Raw genomic sequence first — 15534 nt, 5'->3', positions numbered from 1 at the left:
ACGTACAGATGGAAAAAGTAGAGATGCAGAATAAAAATTTTATTACAACTGCTATTGCTTGGTGTTTGGCTTGGGGTAATGAACGACAGCCTAAGTATAGCTTGGAAGTGTTGCGGCAAATGCGTGAGGCTTTAAATGATGGGAAAGAAGTACCGGAGGAAGTTCAAGCGTTAGTGAAGCAGGCGCAGGAATTACAAGGTATTGATAAAAATTTCTTTCCTCAAACTCTAAATGAATTAAAGAGTAAATATCCTGATTTATGGAATCAAACTACTCGCATTGGCTTAGTTTATGGTGGTGCAACTAAAATTAAACAATATGTATTTGAAGCGGCTAAATTGCCAGATATTAGAGGTGCTTCAGCGTTACTGGATAGAATTAACTTGATTGATTTACCTGCTTTTTTTGGTGAATACAAAAACGTAACTAAATCAATTTCAATATCTAAATCAATCTCGATATCTCAATGGTTAAAAAGGAAATTTCCTGATTTAGAAGCCGCTTTGATTTCTGAACTTATTATTTACTCTACTGGTGGTAATATTTTAGCTTTTTGTCCAGCAGCTTTTGTAGATGATTTAGCAAATGCAATTGAAAAGCGTTATACTGAAGAAACTTTAACTGCTAACTCCTGTGCTGTTGGCGTTAAATTTAAGCCGTTAGAAATTCGTTTTGGTTTACTAAATAATCAGATTGATACAACATTCTGGGTTGATAAGTATAACAGTAATCTTAATCATCAACTGCTAGAAGCCTACTTTACTCAACCTGATGTAAATGATGCACTGCAAGCTTTTAAAGAACGTAAAAGTTTTAATGAGTTGGTAGGTAAGTTAGCATCCTTGTTCAACAAACGACGAAGCGGGAATGATTTCATAAATCGTCACAGTCGCAATTATCCACCAATATTTGAAACGCACCCCTCTTTAAAGAGAGATGAGGGCGATCGCCGTTCTGCTGTGATGAAAGCTGAAGGTCTTCCTAATGAACCTTGGTTTTCAGAAGCTTCGGCGCGTAAGCGGATTGTAGGACAAATATCTAAACGAGATGATAGCTCTACAAACTGGTACTATCAAGCTGGTTTTGATTGGGAATTTAATCAAATTTATATACCCAGTTGGGTGGAAAAATTTGAAGATTTTTTAGATGCTCATGAATTAGCTAATCAATACTATAACGGTTGCCAAAATCCTGAAGAAGCACGTTCCTTGATAGAAATTGCTAATGCGAGTAAACCTGATGGTTTTGTTGCTTATATTTATGCAGATGGCAATAATATGGGTGGCTATATTCAAAAGATTAAAACTCCACATGAATATCAAAAATTCAGTGACGACATTTTTAAAGCTACTGAGCAATCAGTTTATAAAGCATTGGCTCAACATCTACACCCTCATCAACTAAAAAACATTAAGGATCAAGATAAGGTACAGCGCAATGGTCACTGGATTCATCCTTTTGAAATTCTCACTATTGGTGGTGATGATGTCATGCTGATTGTACCAGCAGATAAAGCATTAGCTATTGCCAAAACGATTGGTGAGGAGTTTGAAAAAATACTTTTAATAAAAAGCAGTGATTACAAATCAGACAAGACTTATAATCCTCAAATTGTACATCGCTATCAGGGTGAAAAACAGGTTGGTATCGCTAATCAATGCAAACTGAGTATGTCAACTGGTGTACTAATTACGGCTGAAGATACACCGTTATACTATGCACAAAAGTTAACTGAACAGTTACTTAAATCGGCTAAAAAACAAGCAAAAGACCTTAAAAAAGACGGCTACTATGGTGGAACGGTAGATTTTTTAGTGATGAAATCTGTAACGATGATTTCTTCCAATATTAGTGAATTTCGCTCAAATGGCTTAACTAAATTTGGCAATGGAAAGCAAAAACTCAAGCTGTATGCTGCACCTTATACCTTGCATGAACTTGGTGGACTATTAGAAACTGCTAAGGTTTTAAAAGATGCAGACTTTCCCAAATCTCAAATTTACCAAATCCGCAGTTTACTAGAACGAGGTAAACAGACAGCTATCCTCAATTATCGCTATTTTCGAGTCCGGATAAGTAATAAAGAAGCTCAAAATTTATTAAAACAAAAATTTGAAGAAGCATGGTGTGCAGCTTTAACCAATGATGGCAATTTAGCACCTTGGATACCAGATAGAAAAACTACATACCGAAACTTGATGTTGTTAATTTTATTTGAAACCTGTTCCACAAAACAATTCAAATTACAGTATTTGATTCTAACCCTATTGAAAAAATTCCAACAATATGAAACTATTTGGCGAGAGTTAGTAGATTTATATCCTTTTATCGAAAAAACAGAGAATAAATCAAATTCGGCAAAATCACAGCAAGCAACGTTGAGATCATGATTACTTTACGAGACTTACCTCAAAACCAAGTAACAAATATTAAACTCACAGCCATAATTGATACGGCTTTGTGTGTTGGCGCAGGTGGTTCTGATGGTTCCCTTGCAGATAAGCCTATCATCCGCAATGCTCAAGGACAATTGTTAATTCCTGCTTCTCAACTCAAAGGGAGACTGCGCCATGAATGCGAAAAACTAGCTAGGGGTTTAGGATGGGAGATTTTTGCATCACCAAAAGCGGAAACACTTTGTCCAACAGAAGAACAAGTGAGCAGAGAATTTCAGTCTCGTTACCTAGTGGCTGGTTACAGAGGTTATCACTGCTTAATTTCGCAAATATTTGGTAATCCTATACTTCCATCGCGGATTGTAGTTGATGACTTGATTTGTCATATCGAACGGGAGGATTTACCAGATGTGATACGTCCTGGTGTGACTATCAACCGTCGTCGCTTAACCGCAGAGGAAAATAAACTATTTTTTCTTGAAACTTCTCCAGCGAATAATCAATTGGAATTTACGGGAGAAATTCATCTATTACCTGATTGTCCACCATATGCTAAGGCTTTGATTTTAGCAGGCTTGCGGCACATTCACGCCCTCGGTGGTAGTAAATCTGCGGGGTTAGGTTGGCTGCGGTGGAAAGATTTGGAAACAGTACCGAAAGATGATGCAGCTTGGACAATGCTACTACCAGAGGCGAAGTTATGAAGCGGATTAAATTAGAGATTACAGCTTTATCGCCATTAGCGATCGCAGGTAAAAAACCTGGTTCTGTAAGTGAAGCGGAAGATCATATTCCTGGTTCTGTGATTCGGGGTGCGATCGCATCTCATATCCTACAACTATCTAATCAGCAAACGCCACGAATAGCAGAACAAAATCTCGCAGATGGTGGTGATTTTGCCACGTTATTTTTGAGTGATGAACCAGCAATTTTTCAGAATGCTTACCCAGGTGTAGCTAAAATTCTATCTAATCCTCATAACAATAAATCTGAACTCATTTCTAGAGTTGTAGATGATGAGGTTATGGTTTTACCTGCAACCGCCGTCAGTTCTAAAACAAACCCAGGTTTTAAACCCAGAGGTAACGGGGTATTTGACACTTTAATCGATCGCTTCTGTGCAGATGCGTACAATTATCCTTTTGACCCTAGCGATCCAAAATCACTAGAAGAAAAGACTGATGCACGGGTTGAACCATACAACGGCTTTTATAGTTGTAAAGATGGCAAATATCGCAGTCATTCTGTTAGCACCCGCTTTTTAACAAGGGTAGGAATCAACCGCCAACGCGCTACATCTCAGGATGATATTCTTTACAGCATTGAAGTTTTAAATGAATCATTTACAGAGAATCCCCAAGGACAAAATTGGCATCCTGTTGTTTACCGCAGTGCAATTATCTTAAAACATGAATACTTAGCTAAATCTCTGACAAAATTTATTAATGATAATTCTCAATTATTTCGCTTAGGTGGTGCAACTTCTCGCGGTCTTGGCAAAGTTAAAATTAAAGCAGAGATTGAAAATGCTGCAACCAATGTTGAAGCTAGATTTAAAGAATTCAACCAACAACTTCAAGACCGTTGGCAACTATGGTCAGTGTTTGGAGAACCAGAAGAGAACCTATTAGCAGGTCGAACATATTTTACTCTAGACCTACAATCTGATGCCATCCTTACAGAAAATTGGCGACGTACTACGGTTATTTCTCCAAAAATTTTATGCGAATTTGTAGGTTTATATGATGAGTTTGTAAAACTAAATCCCGAAGCACAAAATGATTACCTCAAATTAGAAGTTGCATACAGCAGCTATAGCTATCGTTCTGGCTGGAACTCTGCTTGGGGATTGATGAAAGATATAGAATTAGTCACAAATAGAGGAGGTGTCTATTTATTTAGTACAAATCAAGCAAATGAACAATTATGGATTAATAAATTAAAGGAATTAGAACTGCAAGGAGTAGGCGATCGCATTTCTGAAGGTTTTGGACAAGTGCAAATTTGCAACGAATTTCATACTGTATTTAGGGAGAAAGCTAAATGAGCGAACAATTAGATACTCAGAAAGAACTTAAAGTTCAAAAAGGAATCCGGCAGGCTGAAGATGATATAGTTACCTGGATTCAGGATGCTTTAGATAAAACAAGTTATGGTGATTTAGAAGAATCACAATTTCGTAACTTAGTACGTGTGGCTGATACTAGTGAAAGTGTAGAAGCTATTAAAAACTTTATCCGTTATCAAGTAGGTAGGGATAGGAAATGGGGTAGAGGTAAAGGTTCTCTAGCGGAAAAAATTATTGAAGATATTGATGGAAATATCAAAAAATCTGCTCAGGTAATTGCCGAATGTAGTGAAACTGATTATAAACCTACATGGCTAGAACTGATTCGCCGTTACTTAGGTTATGGCGCACGTCATTTGAAGTATAAGCGTGATGGTACGGCATAAATTTTCTCAAATCCACAACTAACTAATTACACAATAAACTCAATAGATTTAGGTATTGATATATGTTAGAGAGAGTAATGCTAGTTTTAATTGGTGGTCGTAGTGGAGTTCCAGCAATTGCAGGAGTTCTTCAATTTCTTGATCAAGTTGATAGGATAAAATTTTTGCTGTGTAGAGAAGAGCAATATTTACACTTCCAAAAAAATATAGAAAAAGTTATTAAGCAAGAAAGAGAAAATTTGGTTTGTGATAACGAAACTGATGTAATTAGTGTTGATCCTAACAAGTTTGATGAAGTATATATAGCTGTCCAAAAACTTTGTCAAGGTGTAGAAGAGTTAAAATATGTAAATTTAAGTACTGTTCCTCAATCAATGGCTTTTTCAGTTTATAGTTATATTCTGGAAAAGTATAAAGATGTTTTAGTGTTTACCGTCAATACCGACCAATCACAGATTATTCCACTAGTTTTTGGAAAGCAAGCTATACCTTTTAATAAGCGGTTAAGTGTAGAAAATTATATTGCTCTGTGTGGTTTTAATATTTTTAAAAAGGTAATTAATTTTGAAAATAATTTAGAAAACACAGCAAAATATATTGTGGATTGTATTCAAGTTTCAAGTAAAATTATTTCTGTTATTCGTAGCAAAGCAGGTGGTGGAGATAGTATTAAAGCTCCCAGAGGATTTTCAATAGATGAGAAAGATTTTATAAAATTAGGAATATTAATTAACGAATTAGAACAATTTTTTATAGAATTGGAAAAGTTTTCAATTATTCATAATTTGCAAAAGCAGAATAATCTCATTAAATTTCGTATAGAAACAAAAGAAAATTATGCATTTTTAGCAGGAGATTGGTTAGAGGTGTTTGTATACTCTTCAGCTAAACAGTGTAGCTTTGATTCTGTAGAAATGGGAGTTGAAATAGATAATTATAGAGGCGAGATAGATGTGTTTTGTTTAAACAGTGCTAATGCAATGATTTGTGAATGTAAAACTGGTGGAAAACTAGATGCTGATGATTTATCTGTTATTAGTTCAAAAGCAGAGAAACTAGGAGGAAATTATTGTGTGAAATTATTCATAACAAGCGAAAGTGACGTAGGAGAAGAATTTCTGAATAAGGCAAAAAATAATAGAGTTGTAGTTGTGTCAGGTAATGAATTAACTAGGATGAATGACATTTTAGCAAAAGAAATGCAATTCCCTACTTATCCGAGACGCTAAATCAATCTACAAAATTAATAAAAAACCATGTTTGACACCTTCAAAAATCGCCTAGAAATAACAGGTACACTCACAACAATTACAGCACTACGCATCAGCGCAGGTCGTTCTAGTGAACCAATTGGATCGGATTTACCTGTAATTAAAGATAGTTTGGGTAATCCATTAATACCAGGTTCTAGCTTTAAAGGTGCAATGCGATCGCGCCTCGAAAGTTTCCTTAGAGGTATTGTAGGAAATAATCGCAAACTCGTCGCCAATCCAGCTATTGAGGATGAATGGTCAATTACATCTCAAGAAATGAAAGAATTAAAAGAAAATTATAATAATGACGAAGTTTTGACAAGGGAAATTATCAACCAGACTGATTTACCATCTCGCCTCTTTGGTTCACCCTGGATTGCTAGCAAATTTCAAGTCAGAGATTTAACTGTAGTCCCTGATACCTGGTTTGGACAATACCAAGAAAGAGACGGGGTAGTTATAGACAGAGACACCGAAACAGCCGCAGATGGGAAACTATATGATTTCCAAGTAGTTCCAGCAGCGACACAGTTTGAGTTTAAAGCTGTAGTCGAAAATGCAGAACCTTGGGAATTAGGTTTATTGATGATTGGGTTACACCAGTTTGAAACAGAACAAATACTTCTGGGTGGAGGGCGATATCGCGTGGCTTGGGTGTCGTTAAACTAGATATTGACACGATGACATGGATTGATGTTGATAACAACTCAGAAAAGTTGTTGAAATACTTGCAGACATTGGTAAATGAAGATACTAGCGATACATCAATTTATGAAGATGGTAAGCAGTTTAAGAATACTTGGACGCAGGATTTGATAAATCATTTGAGTGACAAGTTAGCTCAAAATTCCACCCAATCAATTGCTTCAGGAGGGTAACTATGGCTTTCAGCAGTTTCAAAACTATCGGGGAAGTTCTCAAAGCATTTCAAGTAACTTATACCGAAGCTAATTTTGTCAGCGAACTTGCTTTTACTATTCCTGACTATTTCCGCGAAGATTTAGAACTGATGATGCGGGATGCCGTTGTTGATAATTCCGAGTTTGCTATTTGTGAAAATCTCATTTATCCCGTACTGAAAGAAATCTGGAAGACTTACCGTAGTAAGTTTATTTTATGGAGTCATCAATCCTTAAATTATGACGAAAAACTATCAGGCTTTCCTGAATATATTTTGGCTAAACGTTCACCATTAGGGAAAGTTGTCTTTGATCAACCATACTTTATATTAGTAGAAGCAAAGCAAGATAACTTTGAAACTGGTTGGGCGCAATGTTTAGCGGAAATGATTGCTGCTCAAAGACTGAATGGAGAATATCAAATAGTGATTTATGGTATTGTTTCCAATGGCGATCGCTGGCAATTTGGCAAGCTAGAAGCACAAATATTTACTAGAAATAGCACTTTCTATACTATTCAAGAACTAGATAAATTATTTGCGGCTGTTAATTTTGTATTTCAACAATGTGAATTGCAGCTAAATAATTTAGTTGCTGCCTAATCTGCAATATTTCTTCAACTGAATATAACTATGCACAAAAGATTTGTTAACCACTGCACTATTGATTTAACTTTAATTCCTGACGGGCCGATTCTTATTAAATCTGGTAAGGAAGGGGCCGATCCGACTAAGCCTGATATGGAATTTGTCGAAACATATCATGCTGGTGGGCGTACTATTTATTTACCAGGAAGCAGTTTAAAAGGTGCAATTCGCGCACACGCAGAACGAATTGTTAGAACGATAGGAGGTGAACAACGTCCCAAATTAAATAGTCAAAAGATTTGGGCTAGTAACTTGTTGGATGAAACAAATCAAGATAACAATCCCAATTTCTATTTAACAAAATGGAAAAATGACGAAAAGAACAAGAAACCTGAAGATAAACATCCTCATCCAGGTGCTGTAATTTACAATCAATCCTGCTTTATCTCGCAAATATTTGGTAATACTTCCATTGCTAGTAGATTAAGAATAGAAGATGCTTATCCAGATAAGTCTCAGCCTCTCAAAATTGAAGAACGTAATGGCGTAGCAATTGATAGAGTTTTTGGTTCGGTAGCGGTGGGGCCTTTTAATTATCAAGTTTGCACGGCTGGGGAATTTCATACCAAGATTCATTTAAAAAACTTCACTCTCTCACAATTAGGTTTAATTGGTTTAGTATTACGAGATTTAGATGATGGTTGGTTCGGTTTAGGTTTTGCCAAATCTCGCGGTTTGGGTACTGTACAGGTTAAATTAAACTCAGCGATTGTGCAATATCCTGGTTGTGTTTTGTCGGAAGATAAACGACAAATTCACGCTATTGGAAGTCAAAAACAATGGTCTAATACTTTCCTTTTAGGTGCTGGAGAGTTTTTAGAACCAGAAGATGCACAATTATATGGTTTCTCTAAACCAGATTATCAAGATACTCCTGTTGCTGCACAAGAGATGGATTTAGGTTTTGGTGTGCAACTTACTTGGCGCGATGGTACGGTTACAGATTTATTTGAACGTGCTGTTAGGTCTTGGAGTAGTTTATTAGGGGTGTCAAAATGACGGCTTTTGTTGGTGTGAAACAAGAACTTTTATCAGTTGAAGAATTGCTGGTATTAATTAACAAATTCGCAATTGAACCTAGTTACTACTTCTTCCGGTGGAGTCACAAAGTTAGCAAGAATTGGACACAAGAACCCACAAAAGATGACTTCCCAATGTTGGAAGGCCAAATGTTTAATCAAAACTGTGAATTAAGGTGGAAGTATAAGCGCAAAGATAGTTATGAAGTCTTGCTTTTGAGTGTTGCGGGTGAATACTCTGATTTTAAACCAGTGGGTGAAATTTGGGAAACTCAAGACCGAAAAGCTCACTTACATTCTCCCACAGAAACCCGTTTTCCGAAAGGATTTCCTGCACAGGAATTAGATATCGCCCAGCGTTATTTTATCGATAAACAAACCTCTACAGTTCATTTTGTCGCTTTGACAATTAAACAATAATTATGACTGCAAATCGGCCATCAAGACCTCAACCACCTAGTAAACCTAACCGTCCTAGTGGTGGGGGTTCATCACCAGAACTTCCGCCAAAACCTTATGAATTTGTTTCCTTTCCGCAAGAACGCCCTAATTTACAACGTCCGGCTGGACATCACAAATATTTGAGCGATCGCCTACATGGTACATTATTCCTCACCCTGAAAGTGCAGACATCTCTGCACGTCTCTACTGGAATAGTGGTTATGGGTAGCGACATTGGTAACAACCGCATTCCCCTAATTAAAACGATGGTACAGGGTGTTGACCAAAAGCTGTCAATTCAGGGCAGTTCTCTAAAAGGTTGCATCCGGTCTGTATATGAGGCGATTACTAATAGTACTTTAGCAGTAATTACTAATAGATATAGAGATAAAATTCCTCAAGAACGCTTACCTTGTCGCCACAAAGAACAACTTTGTCCAGCTAGTAGGGTCTTTGGTGCATTAGATTGGCAAGGTTTGCTAGATTTCAACGATGCAAAGTGTGAAAGTATCGACTTTGCTACAGGATTTATGCCTTCTTTATATCGTCCCCGCCCAGATGAACGTAATGCATACTTTGTTCGAGGTAAAGTTGCAGGACGTAAGTTTTATTACAACACTATTAGAGCAATTGATAAAGGACAAAATGCTGGTATACCTGTACAACAAGCTGGCAGAGAATATATTTTTATCACTCAATTACATTTTAAAAATTTGACAGCCGAAGAATTAGGAACTTTATTAATTGTCTTAGGACAAGATGCTAAATATCCTATGGCTTTAAAAGTGGGCGGTGGTAAACCCATAGGTATGGGAACAATGACTGTCAAAATTGACAAAATCCATCAGCCACAAAACCTCAAACAGCGTTATTCTTCCTATAATCTCAATCAATCTGATGAACTGACTGGGGAAAATTTACAACAATTCATCCAAAAAAATATTCAAGCGGCACATTCACGCCTGATTCAAAAACAGCAACTAGAAGAACTCGCTGCTATTTTGCGCTATCCAACCGACCGCGAACCCCCGTCTGGAATGTATTAATCATGACAATAGCTGAATTTTCCTCAGAATCTCTCACAAATGCACAGTGGGAAATTGCCCATGCGATCGCTCAAACCCTAGTCAAAGAAAATACAGATGTCAACGAATTGGGAAAAGCGGTTGCTTATCTCCGCGCCTCTGTTCAGCAACCAAATGCAACATCCCGATTTTTCACTTACCTGAAAACCTTAGTCAGTAGTGGTAGACAAATTGGACACAGTGGTAGAACCACAGATTATTACCGCAGCATCGAGAAAGCTTGTAGCGATTATCTTAAAGGTGTGAACGATGCTCATACCATGCTGCAAATTTTAGGCTGGGTATCTCGCCTGATGCGTTACTACAGAGATGCTGGTGTTCCAATAGGGGAAATTGCTCCTCCCTCAACACCTGTTTTTGAGTCAGCACGTCAAGCGGAAATTGCTAAAATAGCCCAAGCGCAAGACTTTCAAGTTGGGCAAATTATCGAAGCTAAAGTTACCAAAATCAATGGTAACAAAGTCACCTATGAAATTTTGGGGACGATTAAGTTAACCGAGAAGGAACCAAAAAAAGCCACTTCTCTCCAAGAAGGACAAACTGTGCAAGTAAAAATCGTGTCTCTTAAGGATGATGGAAGTATTAAAAGTGTGAAATTTATTGATTAATGATGAATTCTTACCACTAATTTATTAGGTCTAATAGTATATAAAGTAAGGCTATCTTAGCCAGCAATCTTTGTAGGAACAAAACATGAATTCACAAATAACCACATACTTGGGTGAATCGCCCCCTGTTATAAGCTCAAGCTCAACTGAATCAACTCTTCAACTAGCAAACAGTAGGACTGAATCAACTTTTCAACCAGCATACAGCACGAAGTATTTTATAAATAGGCAATTATTACACATGGCAACCGAAGTAGAGTATACAGACGAGTTTGAGCAGTGGTGGCTTACACTTGATGCAGCAGAGCAAGTCTCTGTGGATGCTGTAGTCAAGTTACTTCAAGAACATGGCCCAAATCTTCGCTCTCGCTATAGCTCAGATATCAAGGGTTCTCGTCATGGAAATATGCGGGAACTTCGGATACAACATAAGGGAGAACCATACCGAATATTGTATTGCTTCGATCCCCGTAGGATCGCCGTACTCCTTTTAGGAGGTAACAAAAAAGGTAACGATCGCTGGTATGAAGAGAATGTCCCAAAAGCTGATAGACTCTACGACGAATTGCTAAAAGAGCTTGAGGATGAAAAATTGATATGAAGACAAAGCCTTTTAGTGAATTGCGAAAACAAATGTCACCTGAGCAAAGGGCAAAAAGCGAAATCCGCGCTAAACTTATGTCACTTCATATTACCCTAATGGAACTACAAGAATCATTGGGCGTGACACAGGATGATTTGGAAAAAAAACTCAGTGATGTCGAGTCTACTATTTTGGAGTTAGAGAACCAAGAAGACATTCAAATTTCCACTCTCTCGCGCTATATTAAAGCTCTTGGTGGGAATCTAAAAATAGTAGCTAATTTCCCCCAAGAGGAAATTGTTCTTGCTCAATTTGAGTAAAAACTAGTTCTTTTTGAAAAACAAAAGCATTAAATAATAGCTTGACTTATCAAAAATGTCAAGCTATTATTTTTATGACTAGAGAAAAAGTGTTTTCCCCGTAAGGGGATTGAAACACTCCTCTAGTATGGTGATTGAACAGTTGTTTCAGTTTTCACCACTTCCCCGCAAGGGGACTAAAAGTTACAAAACACATTGTTATGAGGTAAATGCTGGTTACAAAGCAGTTACCTTTTTTTGATATATTGAAGCGATCGCACGCATCTTCAACCGCCAAGACATCCTCCTGCGCGCACCTACAGGGTCAGGGAAAACAGAAACAGCGATCGCACCTTTTCTTTTCGCCAAACATCTCAACCTTGACTTCCCCAACAAACTTATCTACGTTGTCCCCCTGCGAACCCTGGCTAACAGCCTACGCCAACGTGCCGAAACTTTAGCAGGACTTACGCAACTGTCACGGACAATCAATTGATTAATTAAATAGCTTTTGACTAACAACTTATGAATGAAGATTATTTGCCCCTGGCGTATCTTAACGCTTGGGAATATTGCCCACGCAGATTTTATTTAGAATATGTCTTGGGTGAGATGGAAGATAACGAACACATCATTTTGGGTCGTCACATCCACCGCAACATCAATGAAGAAACCACGTTTCAAGAGGGTGAAACACTAATTCATCAACAGCAATGGGTCTGGAGCGATCGCTTGAAAGTTGCAGGAATTATTGATGCTGTAGAAGAATGCAACGAGCAACTTGTACCAGTGGAATACAAAAAAGGTAAGATGGCACAGCATCTTAATGACCACTTTCAACTTTGTGCAGCCGCTTTATGTTTAGAAGAGCGTACCGGACGCAGTATTACTTACGGTGATATTTTCTATCATGCTAACCGCCGCAGGCAGACAGTAGCATTTACACCACAACTAAGACAAATGACCGAGCAAGCGATCGCTCTTGCTCAACTTGCGGCTAATAGAGCGATGCCATCCCCAATTGACCATCCTAAAAAATGTCATTCATGCAGCTTACAAGGAATTTGTCTACCTGTTGAAGTTAAGCAATTACAAAATCTACAAGCTGCTGAAACTGATGATTGAATCAGTGCTACTCCATTAACAACTTTTATTCACTACTAATTACACACCTTTGATATGTCAGTTCTGTACGTTACCCAAGCTGATGCTGTTTTGAGCAAGAATTATGAAGCTTTTAATGTGGCTTTAAAGCAGGAAGATGGTTCTTGGAAAAAACAAAGTATTCCTGCACAAACTGTAGAGCAAGTTGTGCTTATGGGCAATCCTCAAGTTACAGGAGATGCGCTTGTTTATGCCTTAGAATTAGGAATGCCGGTTCACTACCTTTCTCATTTTGGTAAATATTTGGGTTCGGCACTTCCTGGCTATTCCCGTAATGGACAATTGCGGTTAGCGCAGTATCAACTGTATAACGATCCTGTACGGCGTTTAGAATTAGTCAAAGCGATCGTGGCGGCTAAAATTCACAATCAGTATCAAGTTTTGTATCGCAATAATGAGCGAGATAATCCTCTTAAAGAACGTAAAAGCCAGGTCAAGAGCCAGAAAACTATCGATCGAGTAAGAGGGATTGAAGGTTTAGCTGCACGAGAATATTTTGCTTGTTGGCCGCGTATGGTTGGAAAGCAATGGACTTTTAATGGCAGAAATCGCCGTCCCCCTACCGACCCAGTGAATTTTTTGCTGAGTTTTGCTTATGGTTTGCTGCGCGTTCAAGTAACAGCTGCGGTTCATGTAGCTGGTTTAGATCCATATATAGGATATCTACATGAAGTACATCACGGTCAGCCTTCGATGGTACTCGACTTAATGGAAGAGTTTCGCGCCTTGATAGCTGATAATGTGGTATTGACCGTTTTGCATAAACGCGAAATTCAGCCACAAGATTTCTCTGAAAGCTTGGGTGCGTATCGCTTAAAGGAAGATGCCCGTAAATCCTTCTTGCAAGCATTTGAGCGAAAAATGAACGATGAGTTCAAGCATCCTGTTTTTGAGTACAGATGTACCTATCGCCGAGCTATAGAACTGCAAGCTCGATTACTAAGTCGGCATTTGCAAGAAGGGATTCCTTATAAAGCTCTAGCTCTACGATGACTACACTATTCTATTTGATTATTTACGATCTACCAGATAATAAAGCAGCGAATAAGCGTCGTACTCGTTTACACAAAATGTTGTCAGGCTATGGTAAATGGACACAGTACAGCGTATTCGAGTGCTTCTTAACAACGGTTCAATTTGCTACACTACAAACAAAAATAGAAAAACTCATCAAATCAGAAGAAGATGCTGTACGTATATATGTGCTTGATGCAGGTGCAGTCAAAAAAACTATCACATACGGTTCGGAAATTCCTCGACAAGAGCAAACAATAGTCTTATGATGAATTTACAAACTTGATGTTTGACAAGTCGAAGCGGGGTCAAAAACCCTGGAGACTCGTCAAAATCGCCAGAACCTTGACAAAATAATAGTTATAGCGTTTCATGAAATGGGAGAGTTGCAAATAATTTGCAACAAGGACGGCTGAAAATGACCGATTTTTTCGATCCGTCAAATCACTCCCCAGGAAGCTTGCTCTGGTTAAGTTTCAGCACCGAGCTGTTTCCAAACCTCATTACCCCTCACGGGGACTGAAACAACTGATCGACTACGAGCAAACATTTGATGAGTTTTGGGTTTCCAAACCTCATTACCCCTCACGGGGACTGAAACATAAGGCGGCGAACCAGCCAAGACGGGATTTTGCGTTTCCAAACCTCATTACCCCTCACGGGGACTGAAACTGGGATGAATATGTTTGGGCAAAGGACGGATAATAGGTTTCCAAACCTCATTACCCCTCACGGGGACTGAAACCTTCCAGAGTGGAAATACTTCCGCATATCCTCAAAGTTTCCAAACCTCATTACCCCTCACGGGGACTGAAACCAAATTTTGTGGAAAGAAATTGCAGATCCAAGATGGGTTTCCAAACCTCATTACCCCTCACGGGGACTGAAACATGTAGCGATCGCATCTAGCATGAGTGCTAAACCGTTGTTTCCAAACCTCATTACCCCTCACGGGGACTGAAACTTAAATTCTTAATACTTTCAGGCAGCAAATTAAATAGTTTCCAAACCTCATTACCCCTCACGGGGACTGAAACAAAATCATGTCTCAAGTTGCAATTCGTAAAGAAGTAGGTTTCCAAACCTCATTACCCCTCACGGGGACTGAAACCATAAATAGAAATTGTATGAATTTATGTACATAGGAGTTTCCAAACCTCATTACCCCTCACGGGGACTGAAACAAATTGTTTCTTGTGGATGTTATCGTTTTTCAAAATTGTTTCCAAACCTCATTACCCCTCACGGGGACTGAAACTTTGTTGGCGGGCTGTGAGTTGAGCAAGTGCTTGCGCGTTTCCAAACCTCATTACCCCTCACGGGGACTGAAACCTTACTAAAGACAAAGCCCCGTTTTTTAGGGCGATTGGTTTCCAAACCTCATTACCCCTCACGGGGACTGAAACAGTTCTTTCCAGTAATCAAGTTTGACTTCTTCGTAGTGTTTCCAAACCTCATTACCCCTCACGGGGACTGAAACGCCTAGAAGGTTGCAGTGCTAGTTATTTTGCCGTCGTGTTTCCAAACCTCATTACCCCTCACGGGGACTGAAACATGTCGTCAACTTCTTTGAAATTTTGCGCGATCGCCCAGTTTCCAAACCTCATTACCCCTCACGGGGACTGAAACACTAAAGAAGCTCTAGAGATTCTTTCTCGCATGGAGTTTCCAA

The 15534-nt window shown here is 38.5% G+C and carries 17 protein-coding genes, 1 pseudogene and 1 CRISPR repeat array (1 of these 19 cut by a window edge); of the genes and pseudogenes, 17 read left to right on the top strand and 1 reads right to left on the bottom strand.

All coding sequences use genetic code 11. The features are described from left to right. Positions 1 to 8 precede the first annotated feature (8 nt). The 13 genes and pseudogenes from cas10 to NSTC731_RS27160 all read left to right on the top strand — a co-directional run bounded on the left by cas10 (position 9) and on the right by NSTC731_RS27160 (position 11705). A complete protein-coding gene (gene cas10, locus NSTC731_RS27220; protein WP_445627673.1) occupies positions 9 to 2390 on the top strand; it encodes a type III-B CRISPR-associated protein Cas10/Cmr2 in 2382 nt (793 codons plus the stop codon). Then, entirely contained in the window at positions 2387 to 3100 is a 714-nt protein-coding gene (locus NSTC731_RS27215; RefSeq protein WP_445627672.1) for an RAMP superfamily CRISPR-associated protein, read from the top strand. Before cas10 ends, NSTC731_RS27215 begins: the two co-directional genes overlap by 4 nt. After that, positions 3097 to 4443 (top strand): type III-D CRISPR-associated RAMP protein Csx10, encoded by a 1347-nt coding sequence (gene csx10 / locus NSTC731_RS27210; protein WP_445627671.1) that lies wholly within the window; start codon positions 3097 to 3099, stop codon positions 4441 to 4443. Before NSTC731_RS27215 ends, csx10 begins: the two co-directional genes overlap by 4 nt. Continuing rightward, the gene (locus NSTC731_RS27205; RefSeq protein WP_445627670.1) at positions 4440 to 4850 is read left to right on the top strand and encodes a hypothetical protein; all 411 of its coding nucleotides are present in this window, start codon (positions 4440 to 4442) and stop codon (positions 4848 to 4850) included. The genes csx10 and NSTC731_RS27205 overlap by 4 nt, the downstream gene beginning before the upstream one ends. A gap of 62 nt (positions 4851 to 4912) precedes the next feature. Beyond that, positions 4913 to 6079, top strand: a complete 1167-nt coding sequence (locus NSTC731_RS27200) for a Card1-like endonuclease domain-containing protein (RefSeq protein ID WP_445627669.1) — start codon at positions 4913 to 4915, stop codon at positions 6077 to 6079. Between the two features lie 27 nt (positions 6080 to 6106). Next, a pseudogene (gene csx7 / locus NSTC731_RS27195) lies at positions 6107 to 6981 on the top strand (type III CRISPR-associated RAMP protein Csx7). Between the two features lie 2 nt (positions 6982 to 6983). Next, positions 6984 to 7604 carry a hypothetical protein gene (locus tag NSTC731_RS27190; RefSeq protein WP_445627668.1) on the top strand — a complete coding sequence of 207 codons (621 nt, stop codon included), beginning with the start codon at positions 6984 to 6986 and terminating at the stop codon, positions 7602 to 7604. A gap of 30 nt (positions 7605 to 7634) precedes the next feature. Further along, complete coding sequence (locus tag NSTC731_RS27185; protein WP_445627667.1) at positions 7635 to 8648, top strand: RAMP superfamily CRISPR-associated protein; 1014 nt, start codon at positions 7635 to 7637, stop codon at positions 8646 to 8648. Next, a complete protein-coding gene (locus NSTC731_RS27180) occupies positions 8645 to 9088 on the top strand; it encodes a hypothetical protein (RefSeq protein ID WP_445627666.1) in 444 nt (147 codons plus the stop codon). Before NSTC731_RS27185 ends, NSTC731_RS27180 begins: the two co-directional genes overlap by 4 nt. A 2-nt stretch (positions 9089 to 9090) precedes the next feature. Further along, the gene (locus tag NSTC731_RS27175; RefSeq protein WP_445627665.1) at positions 9091 to 10155 is read left to right on the top strand and encodes an RAMP superfamily CRISPR-associated protein; all 1065 of its coding nucleotides are present in this window, start codon (positions 9091 to 9093) and stop codon (positions 10153 to 10155) included. A 2-nt stretch (positions 10156 to 10157) separates the two neighbouring features. Next, entirely contained in the window at positions 10158 to 10802 is a 645-nt protein-coding gene (locus NSTC731_RS27170) for a hypothetical protein (RefSeq protein WP_445627664.1), read from the top strand. A gap of 241 nt (positions 10803 to 11043) precedes the next feature. Then, positions 11044 to 11403, top strand: a complete 360-nt coding sequence (locus NSTC731_RS27165) for a type II toxin-antitoxin system RelE/ParE family toxin (protein ID WP_445627663.1) — start codon at positions 11044 to 11046, stop codon at positions 11401 to 11403. Further along, entirely contained in the window at positions 11400 to 11705 is a 306-nt protein-coding gene (locus NSTC731_RS27160; RefSeq protein ID WP_445627662.1) for a transcriptional regulator, read from the top strand. The genes NSTC731_RS27165 and NSTC731_RS27160 overlap by 4 nt, the downstream gene beginning before the upstream one ends. 216 nt (positions 11706 to 11921) lie before the next feature. Here the strand turns inward: NSTC731_RS27160 and NSTC731_RS27155 are convergent, their stop codons facing one another. Then, positions 11922 to 12053 carry a hypothetical protein gene (locus tag NSTC731_RS27155; RefSeq protein ID WP_445627661.1) on the bottom strand — a complete coding sequence of 44 codons (132 nt, stop codon included), beginning with the start codon at positions 12051 to 12053 and terminating at the stop codon, positions 11922 to 11924. Between NSTC731_RS27155 and NSTC731_RS27150 the strand changes: the two genes are divergently transcribed. Genes NSTC731_RS27150 through cas2 form a run of 4 tightly spaced genes read left to right on the top strand, consistent with a single transcriptional unit; the run spans position 11992 to position 14131 of the window. Continuing rightward, complete coding sequence (locus NSTC731_RS27150; RefSeq protein WP_445632179.1) at positions 11992 to 12180, top strand: DEAD/DEAH box helicase; 189 nt, start codon at positions 11992 to 11994, stop codon at positions 12178 to 12180. The two genes, NSTC731_RS27155 and NSTC731_RS27150, sit on opposite strands and share 62 nt — an antisense overlap. A gap of 29 nt (positions 12181 to 12209) precedes the next feature. Then, positions 12210 to 12809 (top strand): CRISPR-associated protein Cas4, encoded by a 600-nt coding sequence (gene cas4, locus NSTC731_RS27145; RefSeq protein ID WP_445627660.1) that lies wholly within the window; start codon positions 12210 to 12212, stop codon positions 12807 to 12809. 54 nt (positions 12810 to 12863) lie between these two features. Further along, complete coding sequence (gene cas1d / locus NSTC731_RS27140) at positions 12864 to 13841, top strand: type I-D CRISPR-associated endonuclease Cas1d (protein ID WP_445627659.1); 978 nt, start codon at positions 12864 to 12866, stop codon at positions 13839 to 13841. Then, positions 13838 to 14131, top strand: coding sequence for a CRISPR-associated endonuclease Cas2 (cas2, locus tag NSTC731_RS27135; protein WP_445627658.1), 294 nt, complete (start codon positions 13838 to 13840; stop codon positions 14129 to 14131). Before cas1d ends, cas2 begins: the two co-directional genes overlap by 4 nt. 220 nt (positions 14132 to 14351) lie before the next feature. Further along, a CRISPR array of direct repeats spans positions 14352 to 15534; the repeat unit is 37 nt; unit sequence GTTTCCAAACCTCATTACCCCTCACGGGGACTGAAAC (it continues 4155 nt past the right edge of the window).

This window comes from Nostoc sp. DSM 114167 (assembly GCF_052692655.1).
The sequence above is the reverse complement of the archived record's forward strand: the minus strand, read 5'-3'. Positions and strand labels throughout refer to the sequence as shown.

Coding starts and splice junctions, on each gene's coding strand:
- cas10 (WP_445627673.1), top strand. CDS start 9: ATGGAAAAAGTAGAGATGCAGAATAAAAATTTTATTACAACTGCTATT.
- NSTC731_RS27215 (WP_445627672.1), top strand. CDS start 2,387: ATGATTACTTTACGAGACTTACCTCAAAACCAAGTAACAAATATTAAA.
- csx10 (WP_445627671.1), top strand. CDS start 3,097: ATGAAGCGGATTAAATTAGAGATTACAGCTTTATCGCCATTAGCGATC.
- NSTC731_RS27205 (WP_445627670.1), top strand. CDS start 4,440: ATGAGCGAACAATTAGATACTCAGAAAGAACTTAAAGTTCAAAAAGGA.
- NSTC731_RS27200 (WP_445627669.1), top strand. CDS start 4,913: ATGTTAGAGAGAGTAATGCTAGTTTTAATTGGTGGTCGTAGTGGAGTT.
- NSTC731_RS27190 (WP_445627668.1), top strand. CDS start 6,984: ATGGCTTTCAGCAGTTTCAAAACTATCGGGGAAGTTCTCAAAGCATTT.
- NSTC731_RS27185 (WP_445627667.1), top strand. CDS start 7,635: ATGCACAAAAGATTTGTTAACCACTGCACTATTGATTTAACTTTAATT.
- NSTC731_RS27180 (WP_445627666.1), top strand. CDS start 8,645: ATGACGGCTTTTGTTGGTGTGAAACAAGAACTTTTATCAGTTGAAGAA.
- NSTC731_RS27175 (WP_445627665.1), top strand. CDS start 9,091: ATGACTGCAAATCGGCCATCAAGACCTCAACCACCTAGTAAACCTAAC.
- NSTC731_RS27170 (WP_445627664.1), top strand. CDS start 10,158: ATGACAATAGCTGAATTTTCCTCAGAATCTCTCACAAATGCACAGTGG.
- NSTC731_RS27165 (WP_445627663.1), top strand. CDS start 11,044: ATGGCAACCGAAGTAGAGTATACAGACGAGTTTGAGCAGTGGTGGCTT.
- NSTC731_RS27160 (WP_445627662.1), top strand. CDS start 11,400: ATGAAGACAAAGCCTTTTAGTGAATTGCGAAAACAAATGTCACCTGAG.
- cas4 (WP_445627660.1), top strand. CDS start 12,210: ATGAATGAAGATTATTTGCCCCTGGCGTATCTTAACGCTTGGGAATAT.
- cas1d (WP_445627659.1), top strand. CDS start 12,864: ATGTCAGTTCTGTACGTTACCCAAGCTGATGCTGTTTTGAGCAAGAAT.
- cas2 (WP_445627658.1), top strand. CDS start 13,838: ATGACTACACTATTCTATTTGATTATTTACGATCTACCAGATAATAAA.